This window comes from Pseudomonas sp. TSRC2-2 (genome assembly GCF_049897785.1).
In the GTDB taxonomy this organism is placed as follows: domain Bacteria; phylum Pseudomonadota; class Gammaproteobacteria; order Pseudomonadales; family Pseudomonadaceae; genus Aquipseudomonas.
Window position 1 is genome coordinate 199,090 of the sequence record NZ_JAFCWZ010000004.1, and the last position, 21,306, is coordinate 220,395.

Annotated in this window: 7 protein-coding genes; 6 read left to right on the plus strand and 1 reads right to left on the minus strand. The window is 63.0% G+C overall.

Translation table 11 applies throughout. The features are described 5' to 3' along the window. The first annotated feature begins 145 nt into the window (after positions 1-145). Genes ACP7D9_RS09625 through ACP7D9_RS09640 form a run of 4 tightly spaced genes read left to right on the plus strand, consistent with a single transcriptional unit; the run spans position 146 to position 16,697 of the window. A complete protein-coding gene (locus ACP7D9_RS09625) occupies positions 146-11,869 on the plus strand; it encodes a BapA/Bap/LapF family large adhesin (RefSeq protein ID WP_426157005.1) in 11,724 nt (3,907 codons plus the stop codon). A 45-nt stretch (positions 11,870-11,914) separates the two neighbouring features. Then, entirely contained in the window at positions 11,915-13,345 is a 1,431-nt protein-coding gene (locus ACP7D9_RS09630) for a TolC family outer membrane protein (RefSeq protein ID WP_426157007.1), read from the plus strand. Then, on the plus strand, positions 13,342-15,504 hold the full coding sequence (locus tag ACP7D9_RS09635) for a type I secretion system permease/ATPase (protein WP_426157009.1): 2,163 nt from the start codon (positions 13,342-13,344) through the stop codon (positions 15,502-15,504). The genes ACP7D9_RS09630 and ACP7D9_RS09635 overlap by 4 nt, the downstream gene beginning before the upstream one ends. Positions 15,505-15,509: 5 nt before the next feature. Next, positions 15,510-16,697, plus strand: coding sequence for an HlyD family type I secretion periplasmic adaptor subunit (locus ACP7D9_RS09640; RefSeq protein ID WP_426157385.1), 1,188 nt, complete (start codon positions 15,510-15,512; stop codon positions 16,695-16,697). Here ACP7D9_RS09640 and ACP7D9_RS09645 read toward each other — a convergent pair whose 3' ends face one another. Next, complete coding sequence (locus ACP7D9_RS09645; RefSeq protein ID WP_312998750.1) at positions 16,698-17,294, minus strand: trypsin-like peptidase domain-containing protein; 597 nt, start codon at positions 17,292-17,294, stop codon at positions 16,698-16,700. It abuts the gene before it with no gap. Between the two features lie 318 nt (positions 17,295-17,612). Between ACP7D9_RS09645 and betT the strand changes: the two genes are divergently transcribed. Both betT and ACP7D9_RS09655 read left to right on the plus strand, forming a co-directional pair. Further along, entirely contained in the window at positions 17,613-19,580 is a 1,968-nt protein-coding gene (gene betT, locus ACP7D9_RS09650) for a choline BCCT transporter BetT (protein ID WP_426157011.1), read from the plus strand. A gap of 152 nt (positions 19,581-19,732) precedes the next feature. Further along, a complete protein-coding gene (locus ACP7D9_RS09655; RefSeq protein ID WP_426157013.1) occupies positions 19,733-21,187 on the plus strand; it encodes a TrkH family potassium uptake protein in 1,455 nt (484 codons plus the stop codon). Positions 21,188-21,306 lie beyond the last annotated feature (119 nt).

Below are 21,306 nucleotides of genomic sequence, written 5' to 3' on the forward strand. Positions count from 1 at the left end.
AATTGGACAGATTTTCAGATAGATAAGCGTGGGCAAATGCCCATTCATTCGCTCGCCAAAAATCAGGCAGCCCGATCTGACACTCCCTATCTATGGTTTTAAAACCATCCGTGGACGTCCGCCCAGCCAATTACAGGGAGTAGTAATGGACAACATCGTCATTGCCGACAAAGCCAATTCTCAGCTCACTGCCCAGAACTGGGGCAATGTTCAGCTCAATCAGCCGTCAGTTGTACAAATGCCGGTCCGTCCCGACCAATTGGCGTCAACCAGTCGCAGCGGTCAGGATTTGATCGTCAATCTGAAGTCTGGCGAGCAAATCAAAATCTCCAATTTTTTTGTCACCAGCGCCGACGGTGTGCCCAACGACATTGTGTTTCAGGGTGACGACGCGACGCTGTGGCAGGCCCGCTATAACGCCGAGCCATTCAATGGCTTTACCTTTGAAGAAATCAATTCGCTGGATGAACTGATCGCCGGCGTTGGCGTGGTTGACGGCGCGACACCGGCCTGGGCGATTGCCGGGCTGGGCTTGTTGGGCGCGGGTGGTGCGGCGGCCGCTACGGGCGGAGGTGGCGGCGGAGGTGGTGGTGGCGGCAGCGGTGGCGACGCAACGCCCCCTGCTCCTGCGACCGGATTGACCTTGTCGGCCGATGGCCGGGTGCTGAGTGGTTTTGGCGAAGTTGGCAGTGTCGTTCAGGTGCGCGATGCGGCGGGCAATCTTTTAGGCTCCGGAACGGTCGGCGCCGATGGCAGTTTCCAGGTCGACCTGGGTACGCCGCAAAACAATGGCCAGCCGCTCGACGTCACACTCACTGACCCTGCGGGCAATGTGTCGACGCCGGGCTCGATTACCGCGCCGGATACCACCGCGCCTGCTGCGCCGGGCAATCTCAGCGTGAGCGCCGATGGCACGCAGCTTGGCGGTACCGGTGAAGCCGGCGCAACCATTCAGGTGCGCGCGGCCGATGGCACCCTGCTCGGCAGCGCCGTTGTGGCGGCTGATGGCACGTTCAGTGTCACGCTCAGCCCCGCGCAAACCGGCGGCCAGCCGCTGACCGTGAGCGCCACCGACGCGGCGGGCAACACATCCACCGGCGAAACAGTCAGTGCGCCGCAAATCATTGAACCGCAGACGCCAACCAACCTCGGTTTGAGCAGCGACGGCAGCCAACTGAGCGGCACCGCACGGGCCGGGACGACGATTGAAGTGCGCGCCGCCAATGGCGAATTGCTCGGGCGCGCGGCAGTGGCTGCTGACGGCAGTTTCCTGCTGACGCTGATCCGCGCGCAGGCCAACGGCGAAATCGTCAGTATCGTCGCGGTCAACAGCGCTGGTGCGCAATCGCCGACCGTGACCTTCAATGCACCTGACATCACCGGTCCCGGCGCTGCAACGGATCTGGCCGTGAGCAGCGATGGCCTTTCGGTCACCGGCCGTGGCGAGCCCGGCGGCACAGTCAGCATCACCAATGCCCAAGGCACGTTGCTCGGCACGGTGTTAGTCGCAGCCGATGGCTCGTTCACCGTGCAACTCAACGCCGCGCAAATCGATGGTCAAGCGCTCAGCGTGCAGGTCACCGACGCCGCCGGCAACCCTTCGCCAGCAGCCACCGTTATCGCCGTCGACCTCGATGGCGTGACGCAACCGAGCGACATCGCGGTGAGCATCGATGGCACCCAGTTGAGTGGGCGCGGCCAGGTCGGTTCGACCGTGACGGTGCGCGACGCCAACGGCAATGTGCTCGGCACGGCCGTGGTGGCGGCGGACGGCACGTTCAGCCTGCAACTGAGCAGTCCACAGAACAATGGCGAAACGCTGCAGATCAGTGCCAGCGACGCCGCTGGCAACACCTCCGCGCCGCTGAGCTACGTCACACCTGACACCCAAGGGCCGACGGCCGTCTCCGATCTCGCGCTCGACGCTCAGGGGCAGACGCTCACCGGTAAGGGTGAGTTGGGTGCGTCAGTCACCGTGCGCGATCCGGCCGGCAATATCATCGGCACCGGCACGGTGGGCGCCGACGGGAATTTTACCGTTCCACTTTCCACACCACAGACCGATGCGCAACAACTGCAAGTGATCCAGACCGACGCGGACGGCAATCCTTCGGCGCCGGTCAACGTGATCGCACCCGATCTGACCACACCGGTTGCCGTGACCGATGTAAGCATTTCCGCCAATGGCGCCGTGGTCTCCGGCGCGGGTCAGATCGGTGCCACCGTTACTGTCACTGACACCAATGGGACCGTGCTGGGAACAGCTGTCGTCGGCAGCAACGGCCGGTTCGAAGTCACCTTGTCCTCGCCACAAACCAATGGCCAGAACCTCAGCGTCGTGCAGAGCGATGGCTCGCCTTCAGGCTCGCCGGCAGTTCCAGTTGAAGCGCCGGATATCCAGGCTCCCACTGCCCCTTCGGATCTGACGCTGAATGCAGGTGGCACTGAACTGAGTGGCACCGGCGAACCCGGTGCCACGGTGTCAGTCAAGGATTCGGCCGGCAATGTGTTGGGCACCGCGATCGTCGACGCCACAGGCGCCTTTACAGTGCCGCTGAACAGCCCGCAGATCGAAGGCCAGCAACTGCAAGTCAGCCAATCGGATGGCGTGAACGTTTCCCCCAGCACACCATTGACGGCGACGGACACCACCGCGCCGCTGGCGCCGGACAATGTCGTGCTCGCCAGTAACGGCGTGACCTTGACCGGCACCGGGCAAGCGGGCAGCACCGTAACCGTCAGCGCGCCCGACGGCACGGTGCTCGGCACTACGGTGGTCGCCAGCGACGGCAATTTCAGCGTCAACCTGAGTCCGGCTCAGCTCGACGGCCAGGTATTGAGCGTGATCCAGACCGATGCGAGCGCCCTGCCCTCGCCGGCCACTCCAGTCACCGCACCGGACATCACCGCCCCGCCAGCCCCGGCCGGTCTGCTCATCGATCCGGCGGGTGCCACGGTCACCGGCACCACGCAGCCCAATAACAGCGTTGAGGTGCTGGATGCCGACGGCAACGTCATCGGCACCGCTACCGCTGACGGCACAGGCGCATTCACGGTCAGTCTCGATACTGCTCAGACCAATGGCGAAGCCTTGCAAGTCGTGGTGTCGGACGGCACCAACAGTTCGCTTCCCGGCAGCGTCACCGCGCCGGACAGTACCCCGCCGGGTCCGGTCAGCGATCTCGCGCTCAACCCGGCCGGCACGCAGGTATCCGGCCTTGCCGAACCGGGCACGACCGTCACCGTCAGCATCGCCGGCGGTGGTCTTGTGCTAGGCACCGTAAAGGCGGGTGCGGATGGCCGCTTCGTCGTGACCCTGAGTCCACCGGCCGAACCTGGCGGTGATCTGGAAGTCTTCAGCACTGACGGTGGTGGCAATGATTCGCCCGTTGTTCCGCTGGCAGGTCTGGACGGTACCGAAGTCGCGACCCCGACCGATCTGGCCTTGAGTGCCGACGGTTTCACCCTCACCGGCGCCGGAACGCCCGGTTGCACCGTGACGGTAACCAGCAGCAGCGGCGCTGTACTGGGTTCGGGACTGATCAACAGCTTCGGCCGGTTCACCCTGCTGCTCAGTGCCAAGCAGATCAATGCGCAAGTGCTGCAGGTGACGGCCACCAGTCCCGACGGTGACGTATCGATACCCGGCACCGTGACGGCGATCGATGGCACGGCGCCGGACGCCGTGACCAATCTGGCGCTGAATGCCAACGGCACGGCGCTGACAGGTCGAGGCGAGGCCGGTGCGACGGTGACCGTCACCGACGGCGCAGGCACCGTGCTCGGCACGGCGCTGGTCGCCAGCAACGGCACGTTCAGCCTGACGCTGACGCCGGCGCAGCTCAATGGCCAGGCGCTCACCGCGATCCAAGGCGACGCCGCCGGCAACCTGTCGCAACCGGCCAGCATCATCGCCACCGATTTGCAACCGCCCGCCGCCGCAACGGGCGTCAGCATCAATGACGTCGGCACCGTGGTCAAAGGCCAGGGCGAAGTCGGCAGTACCGTGACGGTTCGCGACGCCGCCGGTAATGTTCTGGCGACCGGTGTGGTCGATCAGAGCGGCAACTTCCAGGTCACCCTGCCCAACGCGCAAAACACCGGCGAAACCCTGCAGGTCAGCCTGACCGACGCCAATGGCAATACCTCGACTTCTACCGGCGTGGTCACCCTCGACGGCACCGCACCGGCCGCTGTGCAGAATCCACTGATCAGCGCCGATGGCAGCACCCTCAGCGGCACGGGCGAGGCTGGCGCAACAGTGAATGTCACCACCGCCAACGGCACCGTGCTGGGCAGCGTCGTGGTCGGCGCGGATGGCTCGTTCAGCGTGACCCTGGCGCCCGCGCCGACCAATGGCGAGGCGTTGGCGATCAGTCAAACCGATGCGGCCGGCAATGCTTCACCGTCGACCAGCGTCAATGCGCCCGACATCAGCCCGCCTGCCGCACTCACCCAAGTGGCGGTGAATGCCGACGGCGTCACCGTCACCGGCCACGGCGAACCGGGCGCCACCGTTTCGGTGCGCAGCGCCGACGGCACTTTGCTCGGCAGCGCGCAGGTCGGCACTGGCGGTGCATTCACGGTCACCCTGAATGCAGCACAGCTGAATGCCGAAGTGTTGACCGTTACTCAGGAAGATCCGCCGGGCAACGTGTCCACGGCGGTTGAAGTCATTTCGGTGGATTTGACTGCGCCGGCGATCCCGAGCGCATTGACCCTCAACGCGGCAGGCGTGCAACTGGCCGGTAACGCCGAGGCCGGCAGCACGGTGACCGTGCGCGACAGCCAGGGCAATCTTCTTGGCACCACCACGGCAGCGGCAAACGGCACATTCCAGGTGACGCTGAACAGCCCGCAAAGCAATGGCCAGGCGCTGAACGTGATAGCCACCGACGCGGCAGGCAATCCGTCCGCTCCTGCGCTCGTCAATGCCGCCGACTCCACGGCGCCGCTGGCAACCAGCGATCTGGCGGTCAGCGCCAATGGCGCAACGCTCACCGGTATCGGTGAGGCTGGCGCCAGCGTGGAAGTTCGCGATGCCGGCGGTGTCTTGCTGGGTACCGCGACCGTTGGCAGCAACGGCAACTTCAGCGTCACGCTGTCCCCGGCTGCGGTGGCGGGAGCGAATCTTTCCGTTGTGCAGATCGATGCTGCCGGCAATACCGGGCCGGCCAGCCCGGTGACCGCGCCGGGCGACCTGGCGGAAAGCGCACCGACCAATCTGGCCCTCAGCGTTGACGGTCTGACCCTGACCGGGTCGGCCACCGCCGGCAGCACCGTGAGCATTCACAATGCGTCCGGCGTGTTGCTCGGCAGCGCGCTGGTGGCGGCCAATGGCAGCTTCAGCGTCACGCTCAATGCCGCGCAACTCAACGGCGAACAGCTGACTGCCGTGGCGACGTCGAGCACCGGCATCAATTCGTCCCCAACTGACTACACCGCCGCCGATATCGCTGCGCCAACACAGCTCAGCGAACTGAGCCTGGCACCGAACGGCACGGCCCTGACAGGGCGTGGTGAAGCCGGCGCCACCGTCACCGTGCTCGGCACCGGCGGAGCCGTCCTCGGCAGCGCCGTAGTGGCGGCCAACGGCACGTTCAGCGTCGCCCTCAGCCCGGCACAGACGTCCGGCCAGACGCTGAGCCTGAGCCAGGCCGACGTCGCCGGCAACGAATCCAACAGCGTCAACCTGATCGCCCCGGACCTGCTCGCCCCCAATCCGCCGGCGGCGCTGGCGGCAAGTTCGGACGGCACTGTGCTGTCGGGTACCGGTGAGGCTGGCACCACGGTCAACGTTTACAACGCCGCCGGTACGCTGGTCGGCACCGGCACCGTAAGCATCGATGGCACGTTTGCGATCACTCTGACCACGCCGCAAGCCAACGGCCAGGCGCTCACCGTGTCGCTGACGGATGCGGCGGGCAACACCTCAGCCGCCACTCCGTTCACTTCGGTCGACAGCACACCGCCTACAGCTGTCTCGCAACTGAACATTGATGGCGACGGCGCAAGCTTGACCGGGCGCGGCGAACCGGGCGCGCAGGTCCGGGTCATCGACAGCGACGGCAATGTGCTTGGCACCGCCGTGGTCAGCGCGACCGGTACCTTCACCCTGCCACTGAACCCGGCGTTGACCAATGCCGAAGTGATCACCGTGGTCCAGGCCGACGCAGCGGGCAACGACTCGCCTGCGGTGAGCCTGACCACACCGGACTTTACCCCGCCCGACCCGCTGGACAATGTCGACATCAACCCTTCGGGGGCCCTCGTCATCGGCACCGGCGAACCTGGCGCAACCGTGACCGTGCGCGATGCCAACGGCACCCTGCTCGGCACCAGCGTGGTACTCGGCGACGGCACCTTCAGCGTCACCCTCAATCCGCCGCAGATCAACGAACAGATCCTCAGCGTCCAGCAGGCCGACCCTCCGGGTAACGTCAGCGCGCCGGTGACGGTCGTCGCACCGGATCTCACCCCGCCGGCGACACCGGCCGATTTGCAGTTGAATGCCAATGGCGACGAGCTCACCGGCACCGGCGAAGTCGGTGCCATTGTCCGCGTGACGTCGGCGGACGGCACCGAGCTGGGCACCGGCACAGTGGGCAGCGACGGTCGCTTCCAGGTTACCGTGAGCCCGGCGCAGACCGATGGCCAAGCGCTGTTCGTGGTGTTGGCGGATGCGGTCGGCAATGCCTCGCCTGCCGGCACCCTGACGGCGCCTGACAGCACGCCTCCCGCCGCGCTGACCGATGTCGACATCGATGCCAGCGGCAGCCTGATCACCGGTTCCGGTGCGGCTGGCTCGCAAGTGGTCGTCACCAACGCGGTGGGCACCATCGTCGGCACCGGCACCGTGCAGGCCGATGGCAGTTTCACTGTCACTCTGGATCAGCCGCTGCTCAATGGCGAAGCCTTGTCAGTGATCCAGCGTGATGCGGCGGGCAATCCGTCGCCTATCGTGCCCGTTACTGCACCGGACACCACCGTGCCTGCCGCGCCTGCCGGCCTTGCTCTCACGCCCGATGGCGTGACGCTGACCGGTACCGGTGAAGCCGGCGCCACCGTACGTGTGCTCAGCGCGACTGGCACGGTACTGGGCTCGGCAATCGTGGCCGCCAATGGATCATTCAGCGTGACCCTCGATCCGCCGCAAGTGAACGGTGAATCGTTGAGCGTCAACCAAACGGATCTGGCGTCAAACACATCGCCGACAGCGCCCGTGCTTGCAGGCGACACCACCGATCCGCTGGCAGTCGCCGATCTCAACGTCAGCCAGGACGGACTGATCGTGACCGGCACCGGCGAGCCCGGCGCGATCGTCACCGTGCGCGACGGTGCGGTGGTACTCGGCACGGCGACGGTGGCCGTCGATGGCACCTTCAGCGTCACGTTGTCCGCTGCGCAACTCGATGGCCGTACGCTCTCAGTGGTTCAGGCCGACGCGAAAAACAATCCTTCCGAGCCCGCACTGGTCAACGCGCCGGACAGCACTGCACCGCTCGCGCCGACGGTTACATCGTTGACCGGCGCCGGCACCGTTCTCGCCGGTACCGCCGAAGCGGGCAGCACCGTCACGGTATTGTCGGCTGACGGGACCGTGCTGGGCACAGCGGTGACGCTGGGCAATGGCACCTACACCGTCGAGCTTGATCCACCTCAGGCCAATGGCCAATTGTTGTCAGTGATCGCGACAGACGAAGCGCAAAACTCATCGCCGACATTTGTCTTCCCGGCACCTGATACCACCGCTCCCGATGCGGTCACTGGTCTGACCATCAACGGCGAACTGACTCAACTCGCCGGTCGTGGCGAGGCCGGTGCAAGTGTCGAGGTGACCGATGCGCTGAACAATGTGGTCGGCACTGGTACGGTCGCGGCCAACGGTACGTTCCTGGTCAATCTGGCGCCGGGCATCACTGCCGGCCAGGTGCTGACCGTGACGCAGAAGGACCTCGCCACCAATGTGTCCGTAGACGCCAGCCTGACTGTTCCGGCAGTTCCAGCCCCGGACGCACCGGACGATCTGGTCCTGTCCAGCGACGGTGTGACGCTGACCGGCACGGCTGCCATCGGCACCACCATCAATGTCTTCGCTGCGGACAACAGCCTGATCGGCACCGGCGTCACCGGCCCGGATGGCACGTTCAGCGTGGTGCTGACGCCTGCGCAAACCAACGGCCAGAGCCTGGAAGTCACTGCCAACACTGCGTTGGGCGGCGCTTCGCTGCCGACTGAAATCACAGCCGGTGACACCTCGGCGCCCGCGCCACTCAGCGATCTGGCAGTCAATGCCAGCGGCACACTGGTCACCGGGCGCGGCGAAGTCGGCGCGTCGGTGACCATCACCGGCGCGGGCGGCGTGGTGTTGGGCAATGCGACGGTCGGCGCCAATGGCGCCTTCAGCGCGCAGCTCAATACGCCGCAGGTCAATGGTCAGGTGCTCAATGCGACACAGACCGATGCGTCCAATAACACCTCTTCCGGGCTTAACGTAACCGCGCCAGACATCACCCCTCCGGCGGCTCCGACGGCGCTGGTGCTCAGCGGCGCCGGGCTGGTGCTCGGTGGGCTCGGTGAAGCCGGCGCCATTGTTACCGTGCGCGGTGTTGGCGGCGCGGTGTTGGGTACCGCGACGGTGGCGGGCAATGGAACCTTCTCGGTGACCTTGTCATCGGCGCAACTCAACGGCCAGCAACTGAACGTCACGCAGAGTGATGCGACGGGCAACGTTTCGCCGGTTACCAACCTCAGCGTCGCCGACACCACAGCGCCGGCAGCGCTGAGCAGCGTCGCCTTGAATGGTACCGGCCTGGCCGTCAGCGGCAGCGGTGAAGCCGGGGCCTCTGTCAGCGTGACCAACGCGGCCGGCACTGTGCTCGGCACCGCCGTGGTCAATGCCGGCGGCACCTTCACCGTGCAACTGTCCAGCGCACAGCTCAACGGCCAGCAGCTAAATGTTCAGCAGGCAGACCCGGCAGGCAATCTGTCGCCGGTATTCAACCTGACGGCAACCGACGTACAGGCGCCGATTGCGGCGAGCGGTTTGACGCTCGCTGCCAACGGTCTGACCCTGAGCGGTACGGGTGAAGCCGGTGCGACGGTCAACGTCTACGGCCCGGGCGGCGCGCTGCTCGGCAGCACCACGGTGGGCAGCGGCGGCACCTTCAGCTTCAATTTGAACACCGCGCAACTGGACGGCCAGTTGTTGACCGTGCGCCTGGTCGACCCGGCCGGCAACCTGTCGCCCAATGCCAGCGTGACGGCGCCGGATATCACCGCACCCGGTGCGCCGACTGGTGTCAGCGTCAATGGCAGCGGCACCTTGCTCACCGGCGTTGGTGTGCCCGGTTCGACCATCAGCGTGCGTGGCGTCGGCGGTGTCGTGCTCGGCACCGCCACCGTCGCCGCCAATGGCAGTTTCTCCGTGGTGCTGGCCTCGGCGCAGATCAACAGCCAAGTGCTCAGCGTCACCCAGGCCGATCCGAGCGGCAACGTATCTGCTGCGGCGAGCGCGACGGCGCCAGACCTCACGCCACCCGCGGCCGCCACGGCGCTACTGGTCGGTGCCGATGGTCTGACCGTCACCGGTACCGGTGAGGCCGGCGCAACGGTGACCATCAAGTCGGCCACCGGCGCCGTTCTAGGCACTGGCACGGTAAACAACCTCGGTGTGTTCACCGTCGCTCTGAGCAGCGCACAGATCAACGGCGAAAAACTCACCATCAACCTCAGCGACGCACGCGGCAACGTATCGATCGCCGCCAACGTCACCGCGCCGGATGTCGACGTCAATGCGCCGGTGATCGCCAGCGATAACCTCGTCGTAGGCACCGTCACCCTGGCACCAGTCACCGCGTCTCAGACGTTCAACGACTCGTTCAGCACACTGCTGGCCGGATTCTCGAAAACCTTCACCTTCACCGTGGCCGGCGGCACGCAGCTTGATCCGACCCTGACGTTGACCACCAACAGCCTGATTTCCCTGCTCGATGGCGTGGTCTATACCCTGCAGGTAAAAAATGCGAGCGGCACCTGGGTGACTCTGGATGTCAACGGCAGTGGCGGCCTGCTCGATCTGATTGCCTTGACCGGCCAGGGCGTGCGGGTCGACATCGGTAATCTGCTTTCAGGCGATTATCGCCTGACGGTATCGAGCACCGGCATCGGCGTGCTGACCACGGTCAATACGCAACTGCAACTGGACGTCAGCAGCCTGACGCAGTTCAACGGCATTGCCGGACCCGCGGTGACCGGCAACGTCATCACCAATGTCGGCGTCGATGGCACGGTCGATCAGACCGGTCCGGACAACGGCGCGCAATTGCAGATCTTCAAGAACGGCGCCTGGGTCAGCGCCGGGGCCGGCACCACGGTGCAAGGGCTGTACGGCACGCTGACCATCGACGCCAACGGCACCTACAGTTACAAGCCCAACGGCAGTGTGGGCAGCGTTGGCAAGGTTGATGTCTTCAACTATCAATTGGTGCACCCGAACGGCTTGAGCGACACCGCCAATCTCTACGTGCGCATTGACAGTCCGCAAGCCACCGAAGTGTGGAACGACGCCAATCTCGGCAGCCCGGCGCTGGTGGTCGATGCCACGCCGGACATTGCCTCGACCGACGTCACCCTGATCAACCGCGAAGTCACCACCAACTCCGCCCTCGGCACGTTCAACGTGCTGCTGGGCGGCGGCAGCGGTAACTACAACACGGTGGTCGCGGCCGATACCGTCAGTGACCTGACCGTGGTGGTCAACTCCAGCAACCTGCTGGCGCTGCTCGGCTCGATGACGGTGGGCCTGTACAAACTCAACACCGCCACCAACCAGTACGTACTGGTCAAGAGCTACGGTGGCAATGCCCTGCTCAATCTCGGCGGCGGCAATTACGGGATCAAGTTCGACGACCAGACCGCCGGTAGCTATCAGGTGCGGGTGGCGGTGGGCGGCCTCGGTCTGCTCACCAGCGTCAATACCAGCCTGATCAACGCGGCGACCTACACCAACCAGTTCGTGGTCGGCAGCTACACGCCCGTCTCCGGCAACCTGCTCACCGACACCGCGGGCGGCGGCGCCGATGTGCTCGGCTCGGTCTACACCCTGCTCAGCGTGCTGGTCGCCGGCAGTTACGTGGCGCCGGGTTACAACGGCGTCTCGCTGGTCGGCAACTACGGCACGCTTTTGGTCCAGGCCAACGGCAATTACACCTACACGCTCAAGGCCGGGCTGACCGATGCGGTGATCGGCCAGGAAGACACCTTCACCTATCAACTCACCCACCCGAACGGCACGGTCGATACCGCGACGCTGACCATCGACCTGAACAACGCTGGCGCTTTCGCCAGCACCGCGTTCTCGGCGCTGGCCAGCGATGACCTCGGTCTCGCCCGTGCCACTGGCAGTGAGTTGATTCAGGGCGCTGAGGGCAACGACACGCTGGACGGCTCGCACGGTGGCGCTGTCACGCTGCAAGGTGGCGGTGGCGACGACACGCTGATCATCGCCGACCAGCAATTCACGTCGGTAGATGGCGGTAGCGGCACCGACACCCTGCTCTGGGCCGGTGGTGACGTATCGATCAACCTTGGCGATCTGCAGAGCAGGATTCACAACGTCGAAATCCTCGACCTCAACCATTCCAGTGCGGTTGCGCTAACCCTGAACCTCAACGATTTGCTGGCGATCACTTCGTCTGACAACAACACCCTGCTGATCAAGGGTGACGAGAAGGACAGCGTGCACATGACCGATGGCTGGTCCGCCGATGGCACGCAGCAGGCCGACGGCATCGATTATGTTCAATACACGGCGCAGGAGGATCCGAGCCACCACTTGTGGGTGCAGAACGGCATTCAAGTGGTTTGAAACAAGGCATCAGCAACGTCCGTCTCTCAACAGTAAGGGAAGTCTGTGGAGTCAGTTTTTCGCCAGAAATGGCCGGTGGTCCTGTTGACCATCGGCCTCTACCCCGCTTTCACCGTCGGCGTTCGCGCCGACGACAATCTCGACAGCAGCTTGCGCAGCATCAGCCCGTCGCAACTGCAACAACCGGCAGGCAAGGACTATCGTCAGCGCCCTGCCCTTGCTTCCAAAGCGTCTGCCGATGCGTTGGGGCTGGAACAAGCGGTCAGGCTGGCCGTGGATTGGCACCCACGGATCGGCGAAGCCATCGGCACGCTGTTCCAGCAAGGCGAAGGGGTCAACGTCGCCGAATCCGGCTATTACCCGCAGGTCACCGGCGGCATCAAGGGTGGCTACACCAGCGGTTACGGCAGCGATGCCGGCAGCCAGTCGGTGAACATTTCCCTCAAGCAGATGCTGTACGACTTCGGCAAGGTGTCCAGCTCGGTCGACGCTGCCCGGGCGCGGGTCGCGCGCAGTCAGGCCGGGATTCTGCTGGCGATCGACGACATCGCCCGCGACACCGCCAGGGCCTACATCGAGGTGCAGCGTTATCAGCGTCTGCTTGAGGTTGCCCGTGAACAGATTCAGGGCATCGGTGGCATCGTCGACTTGGCCAAACAGCGCAGCGACATGGGCGCCAGCACCCGTTCCGATATGGTCCAGGCGCAGTCCCGGGCCGAAGGCGCGACGGCGACGTTGCAGGAATTCAAGGCGCAATACGCACGCTGGCAAGCGACGCTGACCAGTCTGCTCGGTCGGCGCACGCCGCCGGCGGTCAGCGACGCCGCCGCGCCTACGCTAACCCAGGCCTGCGACGCCTCGCAGATCTCCGACACCCTACCCGCCGTTCTCCAGGCGGCTGCGCAACGCACCCAGGCCCAGGCCGAGCTGGCCCAGGCCAAAGCCGAGGCCTACCCGACGCTGTCGCTGCAACCCTCGGTCAACCAGTACCTTGATAACAACTACGACGAGCAGAACTCGCGCGCCGATCGCACCCAAGTCGGGATCTTCCTCAACCTCGAAGTGCCGATCTATCAGGGCGGTGCCATCAGTGCACGCAGCCGCGCTGCCGGGCATGCGCTGACCGCAGCGGATTCAGCCGAAGACTTCGCCCGCCTGCAAGCGCGCCAGGGTCTGGCTGAAGCCCAGGCGCAAACCTCGGGCCTGAACCGGCGGCTGCGCTCGCTGCAATTTCGCCAGACCAGCATCACCGAGGCACGCATGTTGTATGGCCGCCAGTACCTGGAACTGGGCACGCGACCGCTGCTCGACCTGCTGAACGCCGAGCAGGAAATCCACCAGTCGCGCTTCGATCTGGTCAACACCCGGGCCGATCTGCAACGCCTGCAGATCGACTGTTTCTACAACAGCGGTGCGATTCGCCGGGTCTTCGGCATCGACCACAGTGCCACCCAGAATTTCGAGATCCTGCCATGACCGATGCCAGCATCACTGTTCCCGAACCCGCCGCTGCGGAGGCTCGCGAAGATTATTCGCCGTGGCTGGAAGCGGTGCTCAAGGTCGCCCGCCACTATCGCCTCGACGTCTCGCCGCAAAGTGTGCACCTGGCTTCGGTGCACAGCGAAGGCCGCGTCGAAGAGGTGGTTCGGCACATGGCCCGTCAGGCCGGTTTGAGCGTCAAATTTGCGGGCTTCGATAACAAGAGCCTGAGCCGCTGGCGCACGCCACTGGTGGTGCAACTGCGCGATGGTCAGGTCGGCGTACTCGAAAGCATCGGCGAGACCGGCGAACTGGGGATCTGCTTCAGTGGCGATCAAGGTTTGCAGAGTCGCATGGAAGCCGGCGCTCTCGCCGAGCAGGCCCTGCGCACGGTGATTCTGCGCCCGACGCAACCGGTGGCCGACGTGCGTACCAACGACTACATCAAGCCCTACGACGAACACTGGTTCCGGCGCATCGTCCTCACCGATCTGCGGCCGTACACCCAGGTGATGATCGCCTCGCTGGTAGCGAACCTTTTGGGCATGGCCGGGGTGCTGTTTTCCATGCAGGTGTATGACCGGGTGATTCCGGCGGAATCCTTGCCAACCCTGTACGTTTTGTTCGGCGGAGTGATGCTGGCGCTGCTGTTCGATTTCGTCATGCGCATTCTGCGTCTGCGCATTACCGATGTGCTGGGTAAGCGCGCTGACTTGCGGGTGTCCGATCTGGTGTTTGGTCATGCGCTGCGCTTGCGTAATTCCGCCCGGCCCAAGTCCACCGGCTCGTTCATTTCGCAACTGCGCGAGCTGGAGCAGATCCGCGATCTGATCACTTCAAGCACCGCCACGGCGCTGGCGGACATGCCGTTTTTTTTGCTGTTCCTGCTGGTGTTCTATTTGATCGGCGGTCCGCTGGTGCTGATTCCATTGGTGGCGCTGGTGTTCATGCTGTTGCCCGGAATCATCGCGCAACCGCGTCTGGCCAAACTGGCCAATGCGTCGATGCGCGAAGCGGCGCTGCGCAACGCCATGCTGGTGGAAAGTATTCAGGGCCTCGACGACATCAAGGCGCTGCAAGCCGAGCAGCGTTTCCAGCAACAGTGGAATCAGTACAACGCCGCCTCGGCGGACAGCAGCTTGCGTTTGCGCTCCCTGACCAACAGCCTCGTGGCCTGGACGCAGAATGTGCAGGGCGGCGTGTTTGCCGTGGTGATCGTGTTCGGCGCGCCGATGGTGATTGCCGGCGACCTGACCACCGGCAGCCTCGTCGCGGCGTCGATTCTGTCGTCACGGATGATGGGGCCGATGGCACAACTGACCCACGTGCTCACCCGTTGGCAGCAGGCCAAAGTGGCGCTCGAAGGCTTGAACCGGATCATGCAGATGCCGGTGGATCATCCCGAAGGCAGCCAGCGTGTGCACCTGCCGGCGATTCGTGGCGACTACCGCCTGCGTCAGGCGAGTTTTCGCTACAGCGAGGAATCGTCCCCGGCGCTCAACAGCATCGATCTGACCATCCGCCCCGGCGAGCGCATCGCCCTGCTCGGCCGCAACGGCGCCGGCAAATCAACGTTGCTCCAGGCCTTGGGCGGTGCAATGGATCTGAGCAGCGGCGAAACCACGCTGGACGGCATCGCCCTGGCGCATCTGGATCCGGCCGACCTGCGCCGCGACGTCGGCCTGCTGTCGCAACAGGCGCGACTGTTTCACGGCACCCTGCGCGACAACATCACCCTCGGCGCCGGTCAGGCCAGCGATCAGGAAATCATCGCGGCGTTGAACGTTACCGGTGCGCTGGATTTCGTTCGTCAACTGCCCAAAGGCATGGATCACCTGGTGCTTGAAGGTGGCTTGGGCCTGTCGGGCGGTCAGCGCCAGAGCCTGTTGCTGTCGCGCTTGTTGTTGCGTCAGCCACAAGTGCTGTTGCTTGACGAACCGACGGCTGCACTCGACGACGTCACCGAACGTCTGCTGCTGGAAAAACTCGCGACCTGGACCCAGGGCCGAACGCTGGTGGTCGCCACGCACCGGGTCAGTGTGTTGCAACTGGTCGAGCGGATCATCGTCCTCGACAACGGGCGCATCGTCATTGACGACCACCGCGACGCCGCGCTGGCGCGGTTGCGTGCCCCCGGCAAAGGAGTGGCGGTATGAAACCGATGATGACCGACGTACCCGACCCGATGTCCTACCTCGACGGCCACGATGAGCGCGCGCTCGCCGGCGGCGCGAAAGTAATCTGGGGGTGCGCGTTGATGCTCGCCTGTTTCATCGCCTGGGCAGCGTGGTTTGAAGTGGTCGAGGTATCGACCGGCACCGGCAAGGTCGTGCCGAGCTCTCGCGAACAAGTGATCCAGTCGATGGAGGGCGGCATCCTCGAGCAGCTCAATGTGAGCGAAGGTGCGTTGGTCGAGCGCGGGCAGATTCTGGCCCAACTGGACCCGGTGAAAAACCAGTCCAACGTCGGCGAAAGCGCGGCCAAGTACCGTGCAGCGCTGGCCAGCGTCAATCGCTTGCAGGCTGAAGTCAGCGAAAAACCGCTGACGTTTGATCCCTCGTTGCAGGACTTCCCCGATTTGATCCGTGCCGAAACCGAGCTCTACCAGACCCGGCGCAAAGGTCTGGCGCAAACCCTCGACGGCATTCAGAGTTCGCTGAAACTGGTGCGCAGCGAACTGGCGATCACCGAAAATCTGGCGAAGATCGGCGCCTCCAGCCGGGTCGAAGTCTTGCGTCTGACCCGCCAGCGCTCGGAGCTTGAATTGAAGGCCACCGAAGCGCGTTCCGATTACATGGTTCGCGCGCGCGAAGATCTGGCCAAAGCCAACGCCGAGGCGCAGATGCTCGAAGCGGTGATCCGTGGTCGCACCGACTCGCTGTCACGCCTGACCCTGCGCTCGCCGGTGCGCGGCATCGTCAAGGACATCGAGGTCAGCACCATTGGCGGCGTGATTGCGCCCAACGGCCAGGTCATGCAGATCGTGCCGCTGGATGAGCAACTGCTGATCGAGACACGCATCTCGCCGCGCGACATTGCCTTCATTCATCCTGGCCAGGCAGCGAAAGTGAAAATCACCGCTTACGACTACTCGATCTACGGCAGCCTCGACGGCGAAGTGGTGACAATCTCGCCGGACACGATTCAGGACGAAGCCAAACCGGAGATCTTCTATTACCGCGTATTCATCCGCACCGCTTCGGATGAACTGCGCAACAAGGCCGGCAAACGCTTCGCCATCGTGCCCGGGATGATCGCCACGGTGGACATCCGTACCGGCGAAAAAACCGTGCTCGACTACCTGATCAAACCGCTCAATCGCGCCCGCGAAGCGTTGCGCGAACGCTGATCAACGGCTGGCCAGCTTGGTCGCTGGTGGCGCTGCCGGGGTGATGCTGGCCTGATAGCGCGACCATTCGCGATTGATTTCCGCGTACGGCAGGAAAATGCTCACGCGCGGTTGATCGATCAGGTCCGGGCGTTTGAGCCGACTGACGTCATCACGGGTGAGGAATGCCACGTTGATGCCAACCACTTTGCCATCGGCGGAAAATACCGGCCCGCCGGACATGCCTTTGGCCAGCGCGCCATTGTGGGTGCCGTAAAGCACGTTGCCCTCTTTGACGTCGAGGCGAACCATGGCCGGCAAGGCCTGGCCGGTGCCCTTGATCGACATGTACAGCGAATTGAACCCCACCGAGGTCAGCTCTTCGCCCGGCTTGTAACCGCGCCACGCCGGCACGCTATTGGCCTTGTGGCGGAAGAACTGCACGTCTGCCTGGCCCTGGAACACCGTGCCCGACAAGTAAGGAATGTGCTTCACCGTCACCGCGAAATCTTCATTCCATTGCACAGCCGAACCCATCAGCAGGTAAGGCAAAGGCGCGCCGGAGTGAACGACAAAGGCTTGGTCTAAAACAGGATCCTGAACAAAAGCGACTGGCATTCCATTGCACCCGCTGAGCAGCATCGACGCTGCAACAAGTGACTTGAGGGGGCGCATTTTCGGTACATCGTGAGGTGAGGAAAGATGCTGCAATATGTCATTGCGCCATCACTGCTAGCAATAGTCTTAGTCTACCGCCTGTCGACTAACGATAAAATACATCAATAATTGGATCCAGGATCCAACCTAATAGACTGCGAACGTCTATTTTGATATCAGCGCTGAACGGAACGTACCTGGATGTGCAGAGTCATCTGCAACGCCCTGCATCAGCGAGAGAGGAACACGAATCGCTGTGACCGTCCCGAGGAGATTCATATGACAGCCAAGGCCGACCCAAGCGCGACGCCCACACTCAACCCGCCGGTTTTTTATACATCGGGAATCATCCTGCTATTGCTGGTTATCTATGCCAGTGTTTTCCAGGCCCACGCTCAGTTGGTGTTTGCCGATGTTCAAAGCTGGATCATCACCAATGTCAGCTGGTTCTACATTCTTGCCGTAGCGATCATCCTTGGTACCGTTGTGTTTCTCGGTATCAGCCGATACGGCGATATAAAACTCGGCCCCGACCACAGCAGCCCTGATTACAGCAGCACAACCTGGTTCGCGATGCTGTTCTCGGCCGGCATGGGGATCGGCCTGATGTTCTTTGGCGTGGCTGAACCGGTCATGCATTTTCTCAACCCGCCAGTCGGAGACGGCAACACCGTCGAGGCTGCACGCGAAGCAATGAAGATCACCTTCTTCCATTGGGGCCTGCATGCCTGGGCGATCTACGCCATCGTGGCAATGATTCTGGCCTATTTCAGTTATCGTCACGGCCTGCCGCTCACGCTCAGATCAGCCCTTTATCCATTGATCGGAGATCGTATCTACGGGCCGATAGGTCATGCCGTCGACATCTTCGCCATCATCGGCACGGTGCTCGGTGTCGCAACGTCCCTGGGCTTTGGTGTTGCGCAGATCAACACGGGTCTGAACGCCTTGTTCGGCGTTCCGATCAATACCACCGTACAGATCTTGTTGATTATCGCCACGACCGGGCTCGCCACTGTTTCGGTTGTCACCGGTCTGGACAAAGGAGTGCGCCGCCTCTCGGAACTCAATCTCGGATTGGCTGTGCTGCTGTTGTTGATGGTGATCGTACTCGGCCCTACGGTGCTCATCCTGCAAACCTTCGTGCAGAACACCGGTGGCTATCTCACCGAAATCGTCAGCAGAACGTTGAACCTTTATGCCTACCAACCCACCGACTGGATCGGCGGTTGGACATTGTTCTACTGGGGTTGGTGGCTGGCCTGGTCGCCCTTTGTCGGGCTCTTCATCGCACGCATTTCCCGAGGCCGCACCATCCGCGAATTCGTCATGGGTGTGTTGCTTGTTCCCGCAGCCTTCACGCTGTTGTGGATGACCGTGTTCGGTAATACCGCCATTCACATGATTCTCACCGAAGGCATCACCGACCTGGGCGCAGCCATTGATAAGGACACCTCCCTCGCGCTCTTCGCCTTCCTTCAGCATTTCCCGTTTTCAGGAGTGATCTCGCTGGTCGCCGTTGTGATGGTCGTGGTGTTCTTCGTCACCTCGGCAGACTCCGGCGCGATGGTTGTCGACATGCTGGCTTCGGGCGGATCGGCAAACACGCCGGTATGGCAGCGCGTGTTCTGGGCTTCGAGCATGGGCCTGGTTGCCATTGCTCTGCTCCTGGCAGATGGTCTGAAGGCTTTGCAGACCGCGACCATCGCCAGCGCCCTGCCGTTCACCATTACCCTGCTTTTCAGCATGCGAGGTCTTCTCAAAGCCTTGAAACTTGACGCGACCAAACGCGGACTGCGTTATCAGTCGATGTCGCCCGGGGTAAGCCGCAGCCCGGGGAGCTGGCAACGCAGGCTACGGACCATGGCCATGTTCCCGCGGCGTTCACATGTGCTTCGCTTCATTACCGAGACGGCGAAACCGGCGTGTCTGTCGGTGGCTGAGGAATGGCGAAAGCAGGGCTATGTGTGCAATGTCGAAGACCTGGAAGACAGCAGCGTCCGACTCAGCGTCGGCAGTGCCGACAACCCCCAGTTCATTTATGAAGTGCGCCCACACCCCTACGCAATGCCGAGTTTCGTCATGGGTGACACTCAGGACGAGGATCGCAAATATTTCAGGGCCGAAGTGCATTTGCGAGAAGGTGGGCAAGACAAGGACATCATGGGCTGGTCACGCGAAGAGGTGATCGGAGATATCCTCGATCAATACGAGCGGCACATGCAGTTCCTTCATCTGGTGGGCTGAACCAGGCGGTGGCAGCAGGGGCCAGGCGCCCAGACCTGTGAATCAACCTGCCGCCGCGCCTTTACATGCCCCGTAATTTTTACGCAAATTTTACGGGGCATAACCGCGAGCCGGCCGATACTGCGCGGCGTTGATTTTTCGGGCTACCTTTCATGTCACTCGCAGCACTGCGGCTCATCGCCTTTATCCTGGGTATTTTCCTGATCACGCTGGCGGTCAGCATGGCCATTCCGATGGTCACGCTGCTCGTTTTCGATCGCAGTGACGATCTGTCGGCGTTCCTTTGGGCCAGTCTTGTCACATTCACCTGCGGCATTGTGCTGGTCGTTCGGGGCCGACCCGAGACCGCTCAGTTACGGCCCAGAGACATGTATCTGCTGACGACCGGCAGCTGGGTAGTTGTGTGCACTTTCGCGGCATTGCCCATGGTGCTGATCAGCCATATCAGCTACACCGACGCCTTCTTCGAAACGATGTCCGGCATCACGACAACCGGCTCTACCGTCCTGTCCGGACTGGATACGGCCTCACCGGGTTTGCTGATCTGGCGTTCGATGTTGCATTGGCTTGGAGGCATCGGCTTCATCGGCATGGCAGTGGCCATCCTTCCCCTGTTGCGCGTGGGGGGCATGCGGCTTTTCCAAACCGAATCCTCGGATTGGTCAGAAAAAGTCACGCCGCGCTCCCACGTCGCCGCCAAATACATTCTCATCCTGTACCTGAGCCTGACTGGCATCGGTGCAACCGCCCTCTGGGCTGCCGGGATGACGCCGTTTGAAGCGCTCAATCACGCCATGTCGCTAATCTCCACGGGCGGCTTCTCGACCTCCGATGCCTCACTCGGGCATTGGACGCAGCCAGCGATTCACTGGGTGGCCGTTGTCATCATGATTCTGGGCAGCCTGCCGTTTACTCTTTACGTTGCGACCTTGCGTGGACACCGGTTTGCCTTGATCAAGGATAAGCAGGTGCGGGGTTTCATTGGATTTCTGGTCGCGACCTGGCTGGCCGTGGGGACATGGCTATACGTACACAGCGAACACTCATGGCTGGATGCGTTTCGGATTGTCGCGCTCAATGTCACCTCGGTGGTCACGACGACGGGTGTTGCGGTAGGCGATTACACGCTATGGGGCAGCTTTGCCGTTCTGCTGTTCTTTTACCTGACGTTTGTTGGCGGATGCTCAGGTTCGACGGCTGGCGGCCTGAAAATTTTCCGTTTCCAGGTCGCTGCGGCCCTCTTGGTCAGTAGCTTGAAGCAACTGATCCACCCCCGCGCCGTCATTCAGAAAAAATACAACGGTCACCCGATCGACGAAGACATTCTGCGCTCGCTCCTGACGTTCTCCTTTTTCTTTACCATCACCATCGCCTTGATCGCACTGGGGCTTGCGCTGATCGGGCTGGACTGGACCACCGCATTGAGCGGCGCCGCCACTGCGGTATGTAATGTCGGGCCCGGCCTGGGCACGATCATCGGCCCCGCCGGCAACTTCTCATCGCTACCCGACGCCGCAAAGTGGCTGCTGACAGTAGGCATGCTGTTGGGACGGCTTGAAATACTGACTGTTCTGGTGCTGATCACTCCGGTTTTCTGGCGCTACTGAGCGAAGTGGAGCGAGCGGATTTGCCTGCCGGCGTTCGTCGGAACGGCGAGCGACGAAACGGGCGATGAGCAAAGTGCGTGCTAGGGTATCTGACCCACGCACGCTTCAATCCAGAAAAA

Coding starts and splice junctions, on each gene's coding strand:
- ACP7D9_RS09635 (WP_426157009.1), top strand. CDS start 13,342: ATGACCGATGCCAGCATCACTGTTCCCGAACCCGCCGCTGCGGAGGCT.
- ACP7D9_RS09655 (WP_426157013.1), top strand. CDS start 19,733: ATGTCACTCGCAGCACTGCGGCTCATCGCCTTTATCCTGGGTATTTTC.
- ACP7D9_RS09625 (WP_426157005.1), top strand. CDS start 146: ATGGACAACATCGTCATTGCCGACAAAGCCAATTCTCAGCTCACTGCC.
- ACP7D9_RS09640 (WP_426157385.1), top strand. CDS start 15,510: ATGATGACCGACGTACCCGACCCGATGTCCTACCTCGACGGCCACGAT.
- betT (WP_426157011.1), top strand. CDS start 17,613: ATGACAGCCAAGGCCGACCCAAGCGCGACGCCCACACTCAACCCGCCG.
- ACP7D9_RS09645 (WP_312998750.1), bottom strand. CDS start 17,294: ATGCCAGTCGCTTTTGTTCAGGATCCTGTTTTAGACCAAGCCTTTGTC.